This is a genomic window from Spirillospora sp. CA-142024 (assembly GCF_050942325.1).
GTDB lineage: Bacteria > Actinomycetota > Actinomycetes > Streptosporangiales > Streptosporangiaceae > Spirillospora.
This window is the reverse complement of sequence record NZ_CP192077.1, coordinates 3,046,716-3,063,945: the sequence shown is the minus strand read 5'-3', so window position 1 is coordinate 3,063,945 and position 17,230 is coordinate 3,046,716. Positions and strand designations below refer to the sequence as shown.

Annotated in this window: 16 protein-coding genes and 1 tRNA gene; 11 read left to right on the top strand and 6 right to left on the bottom strand. The window is 73.1% G+C overall.

Going from position 1 to position 17,230, the window contains the following annotated elements:
- Positions 1 to 121 precede the first annotated feature (121 nt).
- Genes ACQPZP_RS14915 through ACQPZP_RS14895 form a run of 5 tightly spaced genes read left to right on the top strand, consistent with a single transcriptional unit; the run spans position 122 to position 4,401 of the window.
- Positions 122 to 955 (top strand): NUDIX hydrolase, encoded by an 834-nt coding sequence (locus tag ACQPZP_RS14915; RefSeq protein ID WP_433478206.1) that lies wholly within the window; start codon positions 122 to 124, stop codon positions 953 to 955.
- Between the two features lie 49 nt (positions 956 to 1,004).
- A complete protein-coding gene (locus ACQPZP_RS14910) occupies positions 1,005 to 1,715 on the top strand; it encodes a J domain-containing protein (RefSeq protein WP_433478205.1) in 711 nt (236 codons plus the stop codon).
- Positions 1,631 to 2,089, top strand: coding sequence for a hypothetical protein (locus tag ACQPZP_RS14905; protein WP_433478204.1), 459 nt, complete (start codon positions 1,631 to 1,633; stop codon positions 2,087 to 2,089). The genes ACQPZP_RS14910 and ACQPZP_RS14905 overlap by 85 nt, the downstream gene beginning before the upstream one ends.
- A 12-nt stretch (positions 2,090 to 2,101) precedes the next feature.
- Complete coding sequence (locus ACQPZP_RS14900; RefSeq protein ID WP_433478203.1) at positions 2,102 to 3,073, top strand: hypothetical protein; 972 nt, start codon at positions 2,102 to 2,104, stop codon at positions 3,071 to 3,073.
- Positions 3,074 to 3,075: 2 nt separating this feature from the next.
- Positions 3,076 to 4,401, top strand: coding sequence for an adenylosuccinate synthetase (locus tag ACQPZP_RS14895; protein WP_433478202.1), 1,326 nt, complete (start codon positions 3,076 to 3,078; stop codon positions 4,399 to 4,401).
- Here ACQPZP_RS14895 and ACQPZP_RS14890 read toward each other — a convergent pair.
- Positions 4,356 to 5,792 (bottom strand): purine-cytosine permease family protein, encoded by a 1,437-nt coding sequence (locus ACQPZP_RS14890; RefSeq protein WP_433478201.1) that lies wholly within the window; start codon positions 5,790 to 5,792, stop codon positions 4,356 to 4,358. The two genes, ACQPZP_RS14895 and ACQPZP_RS14890, sit on opposite strands and share 46 nt — an antisense overlap.
- A gap of 56 nt (positions 5,793 to 5,848) precedes the next feature.
- A complete protein-coding gene (locus ACQPZP_RS14885; protein WP_433478200.1) occupies positions 5,849 to 6,811 on the bottom strand; it encodes an isopenicillin N synthase family dioxygenase in 963 nt (320 codons plus the stop codon).
- A 143-nt stretch (positions 6,812 to 6,954) separates the two neighbouring features.
- Between ACQPZP_RS14885 and ACQPZP_RS14880 the strand changes: the two genes are divergently transcribed.
- From ACQPZP_RS14880 to ACQPZP_RS14870, 3 genes are read left to right on the top strand one after another with little or no spacing between them, the layout of a single operon-like run.
- On the top strand, positions 6,955 to 7,485 hold the full coding sequence (locus ACQPZP_RS14880; protein ID WP_433478199.1) for a hypothetical protein: 531 nt from the start codon (positions 6,955 to 6,957) through the stop codon (positions 7,483 to 7,485).
- 58 nt (positions 7,486 to 7,543) lie between these two features.
- On the top strand, positions 7,544 to 8,794 hold the full coding sequence (locus tag ACQPZP_RS14875; RefSeq protein WP_433478198.1) for an RNA-guided endonuclease InsQ/TnpB family protein: 1,251 nt from the start codon (positions 7,544 to 7,546) through the stop codon (positions 8,792 to 8,794).
- Between the two features lie 12 nt (positions 8,795 to 8,806).
- Positions 8,807 to 9,511 carry a 3-keto-5-aminohexanoate cleavage protein gene (locus tag ACQPZP_RS14870; RefSeq protein ID WP_433478197.1) on the top strand — a complete coding sequence of 235 codons (705 nt, stop codon included), beginning with the start codon at positions 8,807 to 8,809 and terminating at the stop codon, positions 9,509 to 9,511.
- Between the two features lie 6 nt (positions 9,512 to 9,517).
- Here ACQPZP_RS14870 and ACQPZP_RS14865 read toward each other — a convergent pair whose 3' ends face one another.
- The 3 genes from ACQPZP_RS14865 to ACQPZP_RS14855 are packed head-to-tail and all read right to left on the bottom strand — an operon-like array spanning position 9,518 to position 12,448.
- Positions 9,518 to 10,129 carry an Rv1733c family protein gene (locus tag ACQPZP_RS14865; protein WP_433478196.1) on the bottom strand — a complete coding sequence of 204 codons (612 nt, stop codon included), beginning with the start codon at positions 10,127 to 10,129 and terminating at the stop codon, positions 9,518 to 9,520.
- Between the two features lie 43 nt (positions 10,130 to 10,172).
- Positions 10,173 to 11,774: an MFS transporter gene (locus ACQPZP_RS14860; protein ID WP_433478195.1), complete on the bottom strand. Its 1,602-nt coding sequence runs from the start codon at positions 11,772 to 11,774 to the stop codon at positions 10,173 to 10,175.
- Positions 11,771 to 12,448 carry an LppX_LprAFG lipoprotein gene (locus tag ACQPZP_RS14855; protein WP_433478194.1) on the bottom strand — a complete coding sequence of 226 codons (678 nt, stop codon included), beginning with the start codon at positions 12,446 to 12,448 and terminating at the stop codon, positions 11,771 to 11,773. Before ACQPZP_RS14855 ends, ACQPZP_RS14860 begins: the two co-directional genes overlap by 4 nt.
- 159 nt (positions 12,449 to 12,607) lie before the next feature.
- Here ACQPZP_RS14855 and ACQPZP_RS14850 point away from each other — a divergent pair.
- From ACQPZP_RS14850 to ACQPZP_RS14840, 3 genes are all read left to right on the top strand, one after another.
- Positions 12,608 to 12,681: transfer RNA gene (locus tag ACQPZP_RS14850), tRNA-Ile, on the top strand.
- Between the two features lie 151 nt (positions 12,682 to 12,832).
- On the top strand, positions 12,833 to 13,003 hold the full coding sequence (locus tag ACQPZP_RS14845; RefSeq protein WP_433478193.1) for a hypothetical protein: 171 nt from the start codon (positions 12,833 to 12,835) through the stop codon (positions 13,001 to 13,003).
- Between the two features lie 42 nt (positions 13,004 to 13,045).
- Positions 13,046 to 16,021, top strand: a complete 2,976-nt coding sequence (locus ACQPZP_RS14840) for a WD40 repeat domain-containing protein (protein WP_433478192.1) — start codon at positions 13,046 to 13,048, stop codon at positions 16,019 to 16,021.
- 37 nt (positions 16,022 to 16,058) lie between these two features.
- Here the strand turns inward: ACQPZP_RS14840 and ACQPZP_RS14835 are convergent, their stop codons facing one another.
- Entirely contained in the window at positions 16,059 to 17,216 is a 1,158-nt protein-coding gene (locus ACQPZP_RS14835) for a Glu/Leu/Phe/Val family dehydrogenase (protein ID WP_433478191.1), read from the bottom strand.
- Between the last annotated feature and the right edge of the window lie 14 nt (positions 17,217 to 17,230).

Genomic DNA, 17,230 nt, shown 5'->3' with positions numbered 1-17,230 from the left:
CCTCGACTCGTCTCCGGGAAAACGCACTGGACAGCCGCCCCGCTCCGGGTTATGTTCTTCTCATATCGAGACGAACTCATCCTGAGATTTACTCACCACGAGATCAACGAGAGGGACGCGGATGATCCCGGACCCGAAGCGCGACGAGAGCGAGTTCCTGGCGAACTACGACCCGCGCGACTACGACCCGGTCTCCGTGACGGTGGACGTGGTCGCGCTCACCATCCGCGACGGCGCCCTGCATGTTTTGCTCGTCCGGCGAGGAAATGCTCCGTACGCAGGGATGTGGGCGCTGCCCGGCGGCTTCGTCCAGGCGGGCGGGCCGCTCCAGGGCACCGACGCCGAGGACCTGCCCGACGCGGCCGTCCGCGAGCTGGCCGAGGAGACCGGGCTCAGCGCCAAGGGCGGTGTGCTCGGCCGCGTCCACCTGGAACAGCTCGGCACGTACGGCTCTCCGGGCCGCGACCCGCGGATGCGCGTCATCTCGGTCGCCTACCTGGCGTTCGCGCCCGAACTGCCCGATCCCGAGGCGGGCGGCGACGCGGCCGACGCGGCGTGGGTGCCGGTCGGCGCGCTGGGCCTGACCGAGTCCGGGGACCAGCGGCCCGGCACCACCCGGCGGCTGGCGTTCGACCACGCGCGGATCCTGTCGGACGGGCTGGAGCGGGCGCGCGGGAAGCTGGAGTACACCCCGCTCGCCACGGCCTTCTGCGGCGGCGAGTTCACGATCCCCGAGCTGCGCGCCGTGTACGAGGCGGTGTGGGGCGAAGAGCTGCACGCCGGCAACTTCCATCGCAAGGTCCTTTCGGTGCCCGGCTTCGTGGAGAGCACCGGCACGACGTCCGATCGCGGCGGCCGGCGCGGCGGACCCCGGCCCCGGCTCTACCGGGCCGGCGACGCCCGCCTCCTGCACCCCGCCCTGCTGCGGCCCAGCCGTGAGGAGGAGATCAGATGAGCGGAGCGAACCGGGGGGTGTGGGGGTCGCCCCACCACAAGGAGCACAGATGAGCGAAGCGAACACGCGGAGTGGAACGGCTCAGTGCGAACTGGACGACGCGCTGGCGCGGCTCGACCGGGTCCGCGTCCCCGCCGATCTGTTCGGCGACGACGAGGCGGAGGCGGTCCGGCGCTACCGGCGGCTGGCCAGGCTCGTCCACCCGGACGCGACCGGCGGCCGCACCCGCGACGCGTTCATCAGGCTGAACGCGCTCTGGCGCACATACCGGCGCGGCGACGCGGCGGTGATCGCGACGCGCCGCCGCACGTACCGGCTGGACGGCGACCCGATCAGCGGCGATCTCGCCGAGCTGTACTCGGCGAGATCGGAGCCGAGTGGGGGGACGGCCCCGCACACGTCCCGGAAGGGCCGGGCGGTGCTGCTGAAGATGCCGCGCGACCCGCGCGACGGGGACCTGCTCGAACGCGAGGCCGTGGCGCTCCGCCAGCTTCCCAGGGACGGCGACGGGAAGTACCTCCCGTACGTCCCGCGGCTGGTCGAGTCGTTCCGGCACCGGGACGCCTCCACCGGCAGGCAGCGGCAGGTCAACGTGATCGCCGCGCTGGGTTCCACAGCCTGGCCGCGGTCGGGCGGGCGTTCCCGGACGGCGTCGACCCCCGCGACGCGGCCTGGATGTGGCGGCGGCTGCTCGTCGCCCTCGGCTTCGCGCACCGCGCGGGCGTCCTGCACGGCGCGGTGCTCCCCGACCACGTGCTGATCCATCCGGAGAAGCACGGCCTGGTCCTGGTCGACTGGTGCTACTCCGTCCCCGGCTGCTACGCCCACGCCGACCCCTCCGGGCGCGTGCCCGCGATGGTCGGCCGGTACGCCGACCGGTACCCGCCCGAGGTGCCGGGACGGCGTCCGGCGAGCCCGGCGACCGACATCTTCATGGCCACCCGGTGCATGACCGACCTGATGGGCGACAAGGCGCCGAAGGCGATGCGCTCGTTCGCGCGCGGCTGCACGCTGCCCGCGCAGAACCGGCGCCCCGCCGACGCCTGGCGGCTGCTGGCCGAGTTCGACGAGCTGCTGGAGCGGCTCTACGGCCCGCGCCGCTTCCGCCCCTTCCACCTGCCCGTTCCCCGCTGAAGGAGAGAGATCATGGGAAGCGGAAACTGGTCCACCGACGTCTACGCCGCCGGCGCGAGCTATCGCGCGTCCACCGGCGCCAGCGCGTTCGCCTACTCCGACGGCGGCGCCACCGCCGTCCATCCCGACCTCGACCCCCGCGGCGTGACCGCCAGGGAGAGCCGGGACTCGGGCGACCACCCCGAGTCACTGGCGATCGGGGTCCTGTTCGACGTGACCGGCTCGATGGGGACCGTGCCGCGGACGCTGCAGACCAAGCTGCCCGACCTGCTCGGGCTGCTGCTGCGCAAGGGGTACGTCGAGCACCCGCACATCCTGTTCGGCGCGGTCGGCGACGCGACCTGCGACCGGGCGCCGCTGCAGATCGGGCAGTTCGAGGCCGACAACCGGATGGACGACGACCTCGGCAAGATCCTGCTCGAAGGCGGGGGCGGCGGCCAGATGCGCGAGTCCTACGAGCTGGCGATGTACTTCATGGCCCGGCACACCTCGATCGACTGCTTCGAGAAGCGCGGCAGGCGCGGCTACCTGTTCATGATCGGTGACGAGCTGGCCTACCCGCAGGTCAAGCGGCGCGAGATCGCCGGGATCATCGGCGGCGAGCCGGACGAGGACGTCCCGGTCGCCGGGACCGTCCGCGAGCTCCAGCGGATGTACGACGTGTACTTCATCATCCCGGAGGGCGCCTACCACGCCGGCAGCCGCGAGCTGAAGGACTTCTGGCAGGGGCTGCTCGGCCAGAACGTCCTCTACCTGGACGACCTGGACGCGGTCTGCGAGACGATCGCGCTGACCATCGGCCTCGCCGAGGACGCCATCGACCTGGGCGAGGGCCTGGAGCACCTCGCGGAGGCCGGTTCGGACGCCGGCGCCTCGGTGTCGCGCGCGCTCGCCCGGCTGGACGCGTCCCGCGCACCGGTCGCCGTCTCCTCCACCCCGCCGGGCCTGGACGGGGACGGCCCGTCCAGGACGACCCGCCTCTGACCATGGGCCACGTGATCGTCGTCGACCTCGGCTACGGGGACGCGGGCAAGGGCACGGTCGTCGACTACCTCTGCTCCGCGACACCTGCCGGTCTGGGCGGCCGACTCTCCGGACCCGCCGGTGAGCAAGGGGTGGCCGCGGTCGTCCGGTTCAACGGCGGCGCCCAGGCGGCGCACAACGTCGTCGCGTCCGGCGGGCGGCACCACACGTTCGCCCAGTTCGGCTCGGGGACGTTCACGCCGGGCGTCCGGACCCACCTGTCGCGGTTCATGCTCGTCGACCCGCTCGCGCTCGCCGCCGAGGCGGACCACCTGCGGTCGCTGGGCGCCGGCGACGCCCTCGACCGGCTCACCGCCGACCGGGACGCGCCGCTGACGACGCCGTACCACCGGGCCGCCAACCACGCGCGCGAGTCGGCGCGCGGCGCGGCCCGGCACGGGTCGTGCGGAATGGGCATCGGCGAGACGGCGTCCTACGCCCTCGCGCACGCCGACGCGCCGCGCGTCGGCGACTGCCTGTCGCCCTCGCGGCTGCGGCGCCGGCTCGCCGCCGTCCGCGACTGGTACCGCGACACGTTCCCGGACGGCGGAGACGTCCCCGGCGTCGACGCCTGCGCCGACGCCTTCACCGCCTTCGCCGGACGTGTCCGGATCGTCGGCGCCGAGCACCTCCACGGCCTGCTCCGCACCGGGAACGTGGTGTTCGAGGGCGCCCAGGGCGTCCTGCTGGACGAGTGGCACGGCTTCCACCCGTACACGACCTGGTCGACGACCACGTTCGCCAACGCGGAGACGCTGCTGGCCGAGGCGGGCGAGTCCGCGGCGCGGCTCGGGGTGCTGCGCGCGTACGCGACCCGCCACGGCCCCGGGCCGTTCGTCACCGAGGACCCGGCGCTGACCGCGGACCTCCCCGATCCGCACAACCGCACGGGACGCTGGCAGGGCGCGTTCCGCGTCGGCCACCTCGACGCCGTCGCGCTCCGGTACGCGCTGGACGTGACGGGCGGCGTGGACGGCCTGGCGGTCACGCACCTGGATGTAGCGGGGGCACGTCCAGACCTGCGTGTCTGCCTGTCCTACGACATGGACGCCGGACGGGTCGAGCGGCTGGAGACGGGCCCGCCCGACCTGGACCGCCAGGCCGCCCTGACCGCGCGCCTGCTCAGGGCACGCCCCGTCTACGCGCCGTTCGGGCCGTCGGCGGAGACGATCGGGGACGTGCTGCGCGTCCCGGTCGTCCTCCGCTCCCACGGCCCGTCCGCGGCGGACAAGCGCACGACCGGTCAGCCGTTCGCGCGGAACCCGGGCACCTTGCGCAACACCAGGTAGAGGACGGCGGCGAGGACGAACCCGGCCGCGAACGTGATGTCGCCGAACGACGGGTGAGCGTCCGGGACCATGCCGACGTACTTCTCCTGGTTCGAGAACAGCCAGACCGAGATGACCATGGCCGCCGCCATCGCCGCCGGGCCCGCCCAGCTGCGGTGGCGGGTGTCGAACATCATCCGCTCCAGCGCCTCGTCCGGGGCCGGGGAGCGGCGGCGCAGCAGCATGTCGGCGAGGACGACGCCCAGCCACGGCCCGATCCAGTAGGCGATGACCAGCAGGAACGCCTCGTAGTCGTGGCCGGCGTCGTCCAGGCCGAAGTAGGCGACGACGAGCCCGACCGCGCCGAACCCCAGCGCGACCAGGGCGCGCTGCAGGCCCACCGGCAGCGGCAGCCTGATGCCCGTCGCGACGAACGACATCGAGCCGGAGTAGATGTTGATCGCGTTGGCACCGATCGCGCCGATCGTGATGACGAGCAGGGTGAGGTTCGCGACGAGCGACGGCAGGTGGCCGGTGAACGCGCCGGTCGGGTCCGCGAGGGCCTTGCCCCCGAGAGTGACCGACGCCGCGCCGACGATCTGCAGGACGGTGCAGCCGGCGAAGATGCCGAGCCCCGCCGACAGCCCGGCCGCGCGCGGGCTCGTGCCGGGCGGCAGGTAGCGGGTGTAGTCGGCCGCGTAGGGGTTCCAGCCGGCCGCGTATCCGAAGCTCGCCCCCACCACGATGAGGAACGCCCCGACGCCGCCCGGCCCCGAGCCCGCGGGGGCGGGCGCGCCGAAGTCGGCCTTGGCCAGGATGATCACGGACGCGACGGCGAAGACGACCGCGAGCACCGGGAACGCGTACCGCTCGTAGGTGTGGACGAGGTTGTGCCCGAAGAACGCGACGCCCGCCTGGAGCGCGACCACCACGGCCAGGCACAGCGGCTTCGGCAGCCCGGTCAGCGTGTTCAGGGCGAGCGAGCCGCTGACGCTGTTGACCGCGAACCAGCCCACGCCGCCCGCGATCGAGTTGATCGTGGACGGCAGCGCGTTCCCCCGGTGCCCGAACGGGACGCGTCCGAGCACCATCTCCGGGACGCCGTAGCGGGGGCCGCGCGCCGACAGCACGCCGTGGGTCACCGAGCCGAGCGCCGTCCCGGCGACGATCGCCGCGGTGGCCTGCCAGAACGTCAGCCCGAACGCGGCGACGGCGAGCACCCCGAGGAAGATCGTCGCGAACTCCAGGTTGGGCGAGGCCCACGTCCAGAACAGCTTGCGCGGCCGGCCGTGCCGCTGGTCGAGCGGGATGAATCCGGCGCCGCCCGGCTCGACGGCGGCCACCCGGTCGCCGTACTCGCCCTCCCGGACGACGATGCCGGCGACGTCCCGCGGTTCCCTGGTCTCGGTCATGGGGGCCTCTCAGATGCGGGGGTACATCAGGTGCAGGAGTTCGTCCAGAGCAGGGGTCAGCCGATGGTGATGGCGTTGAGGCGTTCGAGCAGGAACTCGTGGGCGCGGACCGGCCCGCCTCCGGCCGACCGCCCGGCCGGCGGGGCGAGCGGCTCGATGCGCGCGTCCGGGTCGCACTCGTAGAAGAACACCAGCGACACGAGCTCCTCGTCGGGCGCGCTCGGGTCGGGCGGCAGGACGCGGTGCCGGTTGGACGTCCAGCGTCCGCCCGTCCAGTGGGCGAGCAGGTCGCCGACGTTGATCGTGAAGGAGTCCTCGACCCAGGGGGCGTCCACCCACCCCGCCTCGGCGGAGTACACCTGGAGGCCGCCGACGCCGTCCTGCCGGTCCAGGACGGTGACGGTGCCGAAGTCGGTGTGCGGGCCGATCCGGAACTGCCCCGGCTCCGGCTCCCCGAGCTGCGACATCGGCGGGTACCGGTTGATGTTGAGGGTGAAGGACGGATGGCCGGCGCGTCCGGTGAAGAAGCCGTCCGGCAGCCCGAGCGCGGCGGCGCAGAGCCTCAGCAGCTCGTCCGACAGGTCCTTCATCCGGGCGAGGTAGCCGGTGAGCAGCGGTTCCAGCTCCGGGACCTCGCCGGGCCACACGTTCGGCAGGAACCACTCGTCGTCGAACACCGGGTCGCCGATGCGGCGGTCGGCGCCGACCGCGAACGTCTCCTTCAGGTCGGGCGGCGTCTCCGTGCCCTCGGCGTACCCGTTGGCCTCGACGCCGGGCGGCAGCCAGCCCCGCTCCCCCACCGTCACCGCGTACGCGCGCTTGGTCTCCTCCGGCAGGGCGAAGAACCGCTTGGCGGCGGCGCGGATCGCGGCCCGGTCCGCGGCCGGCACGCCGTGCCCGGTGATCACCAGGAAGCCGATCTCGCTCAGCGCCGCGTCCACCCGGGCGGCCACCGCGGCGCGCTCCCCCTCATCGCCGTGGAACCAGGGGGTCAGGTCGATGACGGGGACGGCCTTCATGGAACGTTCCTTTCGGACGATGAACCAGGCGATGCGCCTACTATCACCCGAGATCGACTCCGGATCATCCCCCGTCCCGGACACGAAACCGTCACGCCGCAAGATTTAACGGCGCGGCAACATCACCCCGGGGCGGGCTCTGCATGGCCGGTTCCGGACGCCCATTGATCCACGGCCCGCGCGAGACCAAGATCTCGCTGAACGATCCCGAAGCACGGCGGATCATCCGGAGGTGGACCTCGCGTCTCCCCCAGCGCACCCTGTCGGGGTTCGCGGCGCTCGCCGCGTCCCTCGCCCTCCTGACCGCCCCGGCTTTCCCGCCGGCCGCCATGCCCGTCGCCGCTGCGGACACCGGCGACGGCTGCGACCCGATCGACCCGGCCGCGTGCCTGCTGCCCTTCCCGAACGACTGGTACACGGTCGCGGACGGCGGCACGGCGACGGGCCGCCGCGCCCACCTGCGCACGACGCTGAAGAACGCGCTCGGCGTCCCGGTGCCGCCGGACGAGTGGAACCGCGCGGACGGCTTCTCGCCCGGCTCGATGCTGCTCAGCCTGGTCCCCGGCGTCGACCTGGCCCGCACGGGCGCCGCGCCGATCGGCTTTACCTGTTGCCTTCAGCGTGGAGGCCCCGCCCTTCATGGCGGGGAGGAAACGCGACACGGTGCAGCATGACGTTCTCCGGGTTTTGTCGGTCCGGGTTTTGTCGGTGGCGGCCGGTAGCTTTCCGGGCATGTCCCACTACCGTCTGCAGCTGACTCCCGCGCAAGAGCAAGCGCTCCTGCAGCATTGCAGGCACGCCCGATTCGTCTGGAACCTGGCTGTGGAGCAGCATGCCTGCTGGCGGCCGGGCCGCCGGTCGGCGCCGGGGTTCGCCGAGCAGTGCCGCCAGTTGACGCAGGCCAGGGCGGAGTTCGCCTGGCTGCGGGCGGGGTCGGCGGCGGTGCAGCAGCAGGCGCTCAAGGACTTCCACCAAGCCATGAGCAATTTATTCGCCGGTACCCACCGGCGTCCCACCTGGCGTAAGGCCGGACGGCATGAGGGGTTCCGGATCGTGGCGGTCAAACCCGGCGACGTGCGGCGCGTCTCCCGGGGGGTGGGTCAGGTGAAGATCCCGAAGGTGGGGTGGGTGCGGTTCCGCTGGTCCCGGCCCGTCCCCAACGGCGCCAGAACATTCCGGGTCACCCTGGACCGGGCGGGGCGCTGGCATGTGGCGTTCGCCGCGATCCCCGACCCCATCCCCGCACCCGGCACGGGCAACGTCGTGGGGGTGGACCGGGGCGTGGCGGTCAGTACTGCGCTGTCGACCGGCGACCTGCTCAGTGCGCCTGGCCTGCGGGCCGGTGAGCGGGTCCGGCTGGAGCGGCTGCTGCGCAGACTCGCCCGCGCCCGGCCGGGGTCCAGGCGGCGGGCCAGGGTCAAGGCCGCGATCGCCCGGCTGCGGGCCCGGGAGACCGACCGGCGCAAGGACTGGGTCGAGAAGACCTCCACCGATCTGGCCCGCCGGTTCGACGTGATCGGCGTCGAGGATCTCAACATCGCGGGGATGACGCGGTCTGCGCGCGGGACGATGGAGGCGCCGGGCCACAACGTGCGGCAGAAGGCCGGGCTGAACCGGGGCATCCTGGCCAACGGGTGGTGCGCTCTGGTGCGGCGGCTGGAGGACAAGGCGCCCGGACGCGTGGTGAAGATCGATCCGCGTAACACGTCACGGACCTGTAACGCCTGCGGGCATGTCGCCGGGGAGAGCCGCAAGAGCCAAGCGGTCTTCTCGCGCGTCGCCTGCGGGTTCGGGGTCAACGGCGGGCGGGATCATAGGCGGCGCGCCCACGGCCGTCTCCCCCGACGTCCGCCGCGGCCGTCCTCGGTACCCGCGCAACGACGCCGGCGCCCGCAGGCAGAAGGCGACGTTCCTCAAGACCGGCACGGTCGTGGACGTGTGCGGCGGGGCACCCTGCGTCATCACGCCCTGACCAGCACCTGAGAGGATCGGTCCATGCTCCAGGTCTGCCCGAACGGAAGCCGGGCCGAGGGCGTGCCCACGTCCCCGGACGAGATCGCCGCGGCGGTCCGCGCCGCCGTGGACGTCGGCGCGGAGGACGCGCACCTGCATCCGAAGGACGACGCGGGGGCCGACACGCTGGAGGCGTTCCATGTCGCCGAGACCGTCACCGCCGTCCGCGTGGCGACCCCGTCCATCCGCGTCGGCGTGACCACCGGCGCCTGGACCGAGCCCGACCCGGTCGAGCGCGCCGCGCTGATCCGCTCCTGGACGGTCCTGCCCGACCACGCGTCGGTGAACTTCCACGAGGAGGGCGCCGAGCTGGTCGCCGAGGCGCTGTTCGAACGCGGCGTCGCCATCGAGGCGGGGATCTTCTCCGGCACCGGGGCCGCGGAGCGGTTCCTGCGCTGGCCGCACGCCCACCACGTGCTGCGGATCCTCGCGGAGGTCACCGACACCGACCCGGAGACCGCGACCGGCGCGGCCAAAGCGCTCCTGCACGAGCTCGGCACGCACCTCTCCCGCCCGATCCTGCTGCACGGCGAGGACGGCGGTGCCTGGCCCGTGCTGCGCCTCGCCGTCCGGCTGAACCTGGACGTGCGCATCGGGCTGGAGGACACCCTCGACCTTCCGGACGGCTCCCCCGCCGCCGACAACGCCGCCCTGATCCAGACGGCCCGCGCCCTCCTCGCCCCCTGAGGGGCGTCAGGACCGCGGGTTGTGGCCGGCGGAGTCCATGCGCGCCCAGTCGGCTTCCCACAGGTCGTCGCGGTGCCGGTCGCAGCGGCGGCGGACGAGGGCGTACACGAACAGGAGGGGCAGCGCGCAGCCGAGCACGGTGGCGCCGGCCGCGTAGGCGGCGTCCGTCACGGTGCGGCTGTGCGGCCGGGGACGGACGGTCGGGTCGCCCTGCCGGTCCACCCAGATCGTCCGGTGCGCGCCGACCTTCGCGTTCTTCCAGCTCGGCAGCGTCCCGATGCGGGACTTGCCGCCCGCGCCCGGCCAGCTGGCCTGGACGGTCTCGTGGATGTAGCGGTCGCCGGAGGAACCTATGCCGCCCGTCGAGGTGACCGTGGCGACCACCTGGTGGCGGTCCGCCCGCTCCGCGTGCTCCGCGGTCTTCCCCGCGGAATAGGACCAGGACGCCGTCCAGGCCGCGAGCGGCGGCGCGACACCGAGCAGCACCAGGAGGAGCCCGAGGGCGATGAGCCGCTGGACGCGGTCGACACGGCGGCGCAGCTCGTTGTGCTCCCAGCCGAGTCGCCGGCGCAGCCTGACGAGCGGCGTGCCTCCGCGGCCGATGCCGGACCTGCGCATCTGCTCTCACCTCCCCGGGGAGTGCCCTCCCGGCAAGAGGCCATTAGCCGTCTTTTCTCAGAATATTCCCGCGTTCGTTGATCGGCACATCGGGTCTGCCCGAATCATGTGCCGACGTGGGCCCGATATGCCCGGTCGATGACCGAATCCGGCCGCCGGCCGGGTCTTCGCGGCTCCGCCGCGTCCCGGTGCCCAGCGCCAGCAGCGCCCCGAGGACGCACATCCCCGCGGTGATCCAGAAGATCTCCCGGTACTCGGTGCGCAGCGCGTCCTGCAGCGCCGCGTTGTAGACCTCCATCCGGCGCGCGAACTCGCCCTTCGACATCAGGAACGGCAGCGGCGGCTTCAAGTCCGCCGTCAGCGCGTGGAAACGGTGGAACCCCCACGCCGTCAGGGCCGAGATGCCGAGCAGCATCCCCATCATCCGCGCCACGACCACCGCCGCCGACGCGACGCCGTGCCGCGCCGCCGGGACGAACCCCAGCACCGCCGACGACACCGGCGCGATCACCAGGCCGAGACCGAGGCCGGTCACCACGAGATCGGCGTCCATCCTCGGCAGCGGCCCGTACGAGGCGTTCGCCAGGTCGGCCGGCCAGCTCGCGATCAGCAGGTAGCCCCCCGCGGAGACCGCCATGCCGGCGACCATGGGCCACCGCTCCCCCACCCGCTTGGCGATCAGGCCGCCCACCACCGCCGCGACCGGCAGCGCCACCAGGAACCGGGTCAGCAGCAGCGCGCCCTCCGTGGCGTCCTTGTGCAGGACGGTCTGCGCGACCAGGACGACGTCCACGAGCGTCACCATCAGCGCCGCACCCGACAGCAGGCTCACGCCCAGCGTCGCCAGCAGCGGCCCGCGCCGGACGCCCGACAGGTCCAGCAGCCGCGTCCCGGACCTGATCTCCCAGAAGACGAACAGCACGAGGCCTGCGGCGCCCGCACCCAGCATGGGCGGCCCCCACGACGGCAGCGCCGCCTTCTCCGGCTCCGGGTTGTAGACGGCCGCGACCAGCAACCCCAGACCGAGGGCCAGCAGGAGCCCGCCGACGACGTCGACGCCCGGCCGCGGCCCCTCCCGGCGTCCGCCCGGCACCGCGTACTGGACGGCCGCCATCGCCGCCACCACCAGCGGCAGGTTGATCCAGAAGATCGCCCGCCAGCCGAGCGCCGCCGCGACACCCGCCCCGTACAGCGGGCCGAGCACGCTGCCCAGCTCCTGCGCCGCCCCCACCGCGCCCAGCACCACCGGCCGCTGCCGCTCGTCCCACAGGTCACCGGCCAGCGCCATCGTCACCGGCAGCAGCGCGCCGCCCGCCACACCCTGCACCACCCGTCCCGCCGTCAGCACCGGGACGTCGTGCGCCAGCGCCGTCACCACCGACCCCACGGCGAAGAACACCAGGCACGCCTGCAGCAGCGGCCGCCGCCCGAACCGGTCCGACAACTGCCCGAGCAGCGGCATCGCCGCCACGTACCCCAGCAGGAACCCCGTCAGGACCGGCGTCACCCGCTCCAGCCGGTTCACCGGAATCCCGAGATCCTTCACGATCGGCACCAGGATCGTGGTGACGACATAGGCGTCCAGCGCGGCCAGCAGCACCACCGCGCCGCCGGCCCCGATCGCGACCCGGCGACGCTCCCTCACTTCGGCGCGCTGATCTTGTAGGGGGCGTCGAACCCGGTGAACGAGATCACCACCGCGCCCTGCCCTTCCGGGAACGCCCCCCGCACCTTCACCAGCCGATGATCGGCCCGGTTCACCCAGACCTGACCGTCCATGTCGTCGTTGATACCCGGAATGAGGCCCGCGACCTGCTCCTTCGGGAGCTTCGCGGCCACCCGGTAGGTGTCCTTGCCGTCCACCTTCTCCACCGCCTCCGGGCGCGGCGACCGCGCCGACGTCAGCAGCTTCGCGATCCCCCGCTGCGGATCGAGCACCGCCGACGGGTCGTACACCCGCGCCGCCAGCGCCTTCGGCAGCTTCCGCCAGCCGCCCGTCCCGGCGTCCAGATAGATGCTGTCGCCCACCGCGACGACCTTCATCTCCACGTTCTGGCCCTGCTGCTCGATCGTCAGCGTCCCCTGCGCGTCCCCGCCGCGCAGCAGCTTCATGTCACCGCTCTTCACGAGCACCGGAGTCCGGCCGTCCGACTTCAGCGTGAACGCGGCGCTCTTCAGGCCCCCCATGGCCTGCGCCGCCTGCCGCAGCGTCTGCGCGGCGTCGAAATCCGCCTTCTTCCCGGATCCGCCACCACCACACGCGCCGGCGAACACCAGCGCCAGCAGCACAGGACCAAGGACGAAGATGCGTCTCGACATACGCCGGACCCTACCGACGGGTACCCGCACCCGTCACTCGGTATCAGGTATGACATCGCCCCATCCGAAGGATGACATCCCCGTTCACGGTGGCCGCCCCGAAACGGCCGCCGCTAAGATGACACCCGGCAACGCCCCCACCGTCACGGGGGACGCCCTGGGGCGGTAGCTCAGCTGGTCAGAGCAGGAGACTCATAATCTCCCGGTCGCGGGTTCGAGTCCCGCCCGCCCTACGGATCCGGCCCCGCATGGTCGGAGCCCCTGGCTCCTTCCCCTCGGGGTCCTTCGGTGCGCCTTCCCGGGGGGCGACCCCCGGACCCCCGATGCGGGGGCTCCGCCCCCACGCCCCCTCCCGGCTGAGGTCCCTGTTCAACTTTTCGTTGAGTGCAGGCTGCGGTCCGTTCGGGGCAGGCGGCGAAGGTCGTTGCGAAGATCACCGCCGCCTTCGGTGATCTCCAGGGCCGTCCCGACGACGGCGTCCTGCGTCAGAGCCCGCCGCCCTCGCCGCGCGGCGACCGAAGGGACGGTGAACCCGCGGTCGCGAGGGTTCTGTGATGTGCGGGCGGTGTCGGTTCGCGCCTGTAGGGTCTCCTGATCATGAAACTGCTAGGGCGCACGGTCGTGTTGTACGGCGACTTCCGGGAGATCGAGGGCGCGAGACTGCGGCTGGAGGCACTCGGCGCGCGGGTGGCGGACGAGGTGACCGAGGAGACGGACCTCATCTTTCTCGCCCCCGGCGAACGGGGGCCCATTCCCCGCACCGACAAGATGCTCCGCACGCCGTACTTCGATGAAGAGGCCCTGATCGGCATGCTGGAGCGGGACGAGGGAGTGACCCCTCCGGCTCCGGCGCGCCCTCGGCCGTTCCTGTCGGCATCAGAGCTGGCAGGCGCACAGGGCACGGGCCTGTACGCACTCCTGGACGGGGCCGACTGGTCGGCCTTCGCGCCCGAGCGGGACGTCCCGCCGCTGCGCGCCCGGCTGGCCGAGCTGGAGCGGGCCGAGGGCGTGACCGACGTCCACCGGCTGGCCACCCGGCGGCTGATCGACACCGGTGCGGCGCGGCTCCTGCACCCCTACGGCCACGACGTGGAGATCGTCGCCCACGCGATGAGCCCGGACGGCCGCTACCTGGCCACCGGCAGCTGGTGCGGTGACGACTATGACGCGGGCGGCGTCCTCCAGATCTGGGAGGTCGCCACCGGACGGTGCGTCAACACCGTGCGCCGCATCGAGGGCGGCATCGGGTGGCCCGGCTACGGCGGCACGATTCAGTGGTCCGCCGACTCGTCCCGCCTCGCCATGGCCCACGGGACGAACATGGTGGGGGTCTGGACGTTCGACGGCGAGCTGCTCGCCACGATCGACGTGTCGGACGGCAATTCCCGGCCGTCGGAGTTCGCGCTCTCCCCCGACGGCCGCAGCGTCTACTACCACTGCGGCACCAACGGCGACGGCGGGCTCCAGGGCTGCGTCGTCCCGCTGGATCGCGGCCGCCTGCGCTGGCTGCCCAACCATGTGGATACCGATCACCCGTACCTGATGGCGCGCCGGCTGCCCGACGCCGTCCGGGACGGCTTCGCCCGGCGTGAAACGCCCGGCGACGACTGGAGGGTCGGGCAGTGGATCGAGGACCCGGAGTGGTCGCCGGACGGCACGCGCCTGTTCGGTTCCAACGCCATCAGCGTGGACGCCGAGACACGCGAGGTCGTCTGGTACGCGCCCGGCAGGCTCGCCAGGCTCAGCCCGGACGGCCGGCTCGCCGCCGCCGTCACCCGCCGCGGCCTGTTCCTGCGCGACGCGTCCAGCGGGCGGATTCGCTGCGGTCCCTTCGCGCTCGGCAAGCCCTGCTCGCTGCACTGGGCACCCGGCCGCGTCACGAACCGGCTGGCCGTGCTGACGCCTCCCACGGGCACCGCCGAGACGGGAGGCGTCCACGTCTTCGACGACGACCGCTTGGTCTTCAGCGCCCAGACCCCGCATGCGGGGTGGGGCGATCGGGACGGTGACCACAATGCCTGGGCCTGGGCTCCCGGCGGGGAGCAGGCCGCCTTCCTGACCATCGAGGGGTCCGCCGAGATCTGGTCGTTCACCGACCCGGCGCACCCCCGGCGGCTCCGGACGGTGCCGGCCGGGGGCGCCGCGGCCGTGTACTGGGGCGCCGACGACACGCTGGTGCTGTTCGACGACGTGGTCATGCAGTTCGTCAAGGCCGAGACCGGCGAGGTCATCGGCGACTTCTACTCCTTGTACGTCCCGGTGGGCCCGCGTCCTGTGGAAGGCGAACTCGTCGAGGAGTTCGAGGGGCGGATCTTCGCCTTGGACGAGGACAACTGGGCGATGACCCTCCAGCCCGACGCCGTCATCGCTCCGGCGGGCAGCGAGGACGCGCTGGACGCCCTCCTGGCCTGGGGTGTCGGACGGCGCCACTCCTGGCCGGTCCGGTGGGGGGAGCTTCGCATGCTGGACGACGCTCTCACCGCCGCCGACGTCCTCGGCTCCGAGGACGGCGAACTCCTCCGCGAGTACCGCGACGAGCTGGAGTCCGCCGCCGACGACGAGCCCACGGAGTGGCCGCCGGGCAACACCGCGAGCGTGGACGACCTGTTCGAAGCGGCGCGCAGTTCGCTCACCGACCTCGACCGGCACGGTTGGGGCCACCACATCGGGACCCACCTGCGGGCCGCCGCGCGGCTGCGCGCCCGTCACGGCGGACCCGATGCCGCGATGGTCCTGGTCGAGGACATCCCCGAACCGGCCGAACGGCTCGCGGCCGCGTCCGACGTCGCCGTGATCCTCGCCGGGGCAGGGCGGACGGGCCCGGCCCGGGCAGCCTTCGCCCTCGCGCGGTCGCTGACCGCCTCGGTGGACCAGAAGCTGTTCGACGCCGACAAGTCGGCCTCGCTCGGCGCGGCCTGCCAGGCGCTGGGCGAGACGGGCCGCGCCGAGGAGTGGTTCCGGCGCGCTCGCGCGTCCATCACCGTCGAGCCCAACCCGTGGGAGGACCACCTGGCCGTCATGCACTCGATGCTGGAGTGCGGTCGGGACGACCTCGTGCGCGCCGTCCTGGCCGACCGCGCCGGGCATCCCGAGCCCGGCTTCCACTCGGAAGCGGAATGGCTGGTGTACCTGCTGCGCGCCGGCCGGCTCGACCTGGCCCGCGAGTTCCAGAGCCTGCCCGGCTGGGACGTCCCCTACGAGGTGCTGACGGTCCTGGCCGAGACCGGACGGGCCGACCTGCTGGAGACCTGGGGCGGCCACAACTGGGCGATCGGCGATGAACTCGCCGACCTGGCCCGCCAGGGCACGCCGCCGGTCCGGCCACCGACGCCGGCCGACCGGGACGTCCGGGAGCTGGCCAAGGGGTACGCCCGGCTTCAGGGCATTCCGCACTCGCGGCGCGCGCATCCCATCGAGCAGCTGATCCAGCGCGCCGCGGAATGCGGTCACATCTCCGCCGTCCTCGACCTCCTGGAACTGCTGCCGGAACGCGGCGACTTCAACGACCGTCCCAAGTCGGCGTTCGGCGCGCTCTGGCTCCTCTACACCGGCTTCAACCACACCCCGTTCTAGCGACTCCACGCGGAACTTCACGTGGCGGACATGAACGCTAGCCCGGGATGGCGGGGGCGGATCGGCCCTTGAGGGCCATGGCCTCACGGACGCGTCCTCGGGCGAGCGCGTACGCCGCGTCGTGGGGAAGGACGCCGGTCCGGGCGGTCTCGTCGAGGACGAGCCGGGTGTTGGCGCGCATCCGTTCCGAGACGCTGCGGAACACCTGGTCGGCGTCCGGCCGGAACGCGGACGCGCGCATGTCCATGGCGAAGGCGGCCGCCACCACCCCGCCCGCGTTGGCGATCACGTCCGGGACGACGGTGACGCCCCGTCCGGCCAGGATCCGCCGCGCGTCCGGGCTGGTCGGCAGGTTGGCGCCCTCCACCACGAGGCGCGCGGGCAGCTCGGCCGCCACGTCCGCGTCGATCACGTCCTGGGTGGCGGCGGGCACCAGGATCTCGGCGGGGACCAGCAGCTCCGCGCCGGGGTTCTCCGGGCTCCCGCCGTAGGCCTTGACCAGCGCGTCGCCGTGCTCGGTGCGCAGCCGGAGGAGCCGGTCCACGTCGAGGCCGTCCGGGTCGGTCAGGGCGCCGAAGCGGGTGGACACCGCGACGATGACGGCGCCGAGCTCGGTGAGCCGGCGGGCGGCCGCCGCGCCCACGGCGCCGAACCCCTGGATCACCGCCCGGGCGCCGGCGACGGAGATCCCGGACCGCGCGGCGGCGGCGTCGGCGGCCTCGGCGACCCCGTACCCGGTCACGCCGAGCTGGTCGTAGGGGAGGCCGCCGAGCGCCGCCGGGGTCCCGACGGCGGCGCCACGCGTCCCGAGCTCGTCCTGGACGACGGCGGCGTCGCGTTCGGTGAGCCCCATGTCGAGGCCGAAAACGTACTCCTCGGGCACCTCGTTGTGCAGGGCCCGGGCGAACGCCCGGAGTACGGCCTCCTTGTCGGCGGACTCCGGGTCGTACCGGATGCCCGCTTTGGCCCCGCCGTAGAACAGATCGACGGCGGCCCACTTCCAGGTCATGTTGCGGGCCAGGCGGGCCACCTCGGCGACCGTCACGCCGGGCGCCATCCGGGTGCCGCCCTTGCCCATCCCGCGGGCGGTGTTGTCGATGACGAGGACGCCGCGCATGCCGGTGGGCTCATGCGAGACGCACACCACCTTCTCGGGGCCCCACTCGTCCATGGATTCCAGCGGTTCGTAGCTCATGTGTCCTTTTCCGT

What these genes read in the sequence shown, in the direction of transcription:
- ACQPZP_RS14915 (WP_433478206.1), top strand. Translation starts at nt 122, where the DNA reads ATGATCCCGGACCCGAAGCGCGACGAGAGCGAGTTCCTGGCGAACTAC.
- ACQPZP_RS14910 (WP_433478205.1), top strand. Translation starts at nt 1,005, where the DNA reads ATGAGCGAAGCGAACACGCGGAGTGGAACGGCTCAGTGCGAACTGGAC.
- ACQPZP_RS14840 (WP_433478192.1), top strand. Translation starts at nt 13,046, where the DNA reads ATGAAACTGCTAGGGCGCACGGTCGTGTTGTACGGCGACTTCCGGGAG.
- ACQPZP_RS14900 (WP_433478203.1), top strand. Translation starts at nt 2,102, where the DNA reads ATGGGAAGCGGAAACTGGTCCACCGACGTCTACGCCGCCGGCGCGAGC.
- ACQPZP_RS14890 (WP_433478201.1), bottom strand. Translation starts at nt 5,792, where the DNA reads ATGACCGAGACCAGGGAACCGCGGGACGTCGCCGGCATCGTCGTCCGG.
- ACQPZP_RS14880 (WP_433478199.1), top strand. Translation starts at nt 6,955, where the DNA reads ATGGCCGGTTCCGGACGCCCATTGATCCACGGCCCGCGCGAGACCAAG.
- ACQPZP_RS14870 (WP_433478197.1), top strand. Translation starts at nt 8,807, where the DNA reads ATGCTCCAGGTCTGCCCGAACGGAAGCCGGGCCGAGGGCGTGCCCACG.
- ACQPZP_RS14875 (WP_433478198.1), top strand. Translation starts at nt 7,544, where the DNA reads ATGTCCCACTACCGTCTGCAGCTGACTCCCGCGCAAGAGCAAGCGCTC.
- ACQPZP_RS14865 (WP_433478196.1), bottom strand. Translation starts at nt 10,129, where the DNA reads ATGCGCAGGTCCGGCATCGGCCGCGGAGGCACGCCGCTCGTCAGGCTG.
- ACQPZP_RS14905 (WP_433478204.1), top strand. Translation starts at nt 1,631, where the DNA reads ATGTGGCGGCGGCTGCTCGTCGCCCTCGGCTTCGCGCACCGCGCGGGC.
- ACQPZP_RS14895 (WP_433478202.1), top strand. Translation starts at nt 3,076, where the DNA reads ATGGGCCACGTGATCGTCGTCGACCTCGGCTACGGGGACGCGGGCAAG.
- ACQPZP_RS14835 (WP_433478191.1), bottom strand. Translation starts at nt 17,216, where the DNA reads ATGAGCTACGAACCGCTGGAATCCATGGACGAGTGGGGCCCCGAGAAG.
- ACQPZP_RS14855 (WP_433478194.1), bottom strand. Translation starts at nt 12,448, where the DNA reads ATGTCGAGACGCATCTTCGTCCTTGGTCCTGTGCTGCTGGCGCTGGTG.
- ACQPZP_RS14885 (WP_433478200.1), bottom strand. Translation starts at nt 6,811, where the DNA reads ATGAAGGCCGTCCCCGTCATCGACCTGACCCCCTGGTTCCACGGCGAT.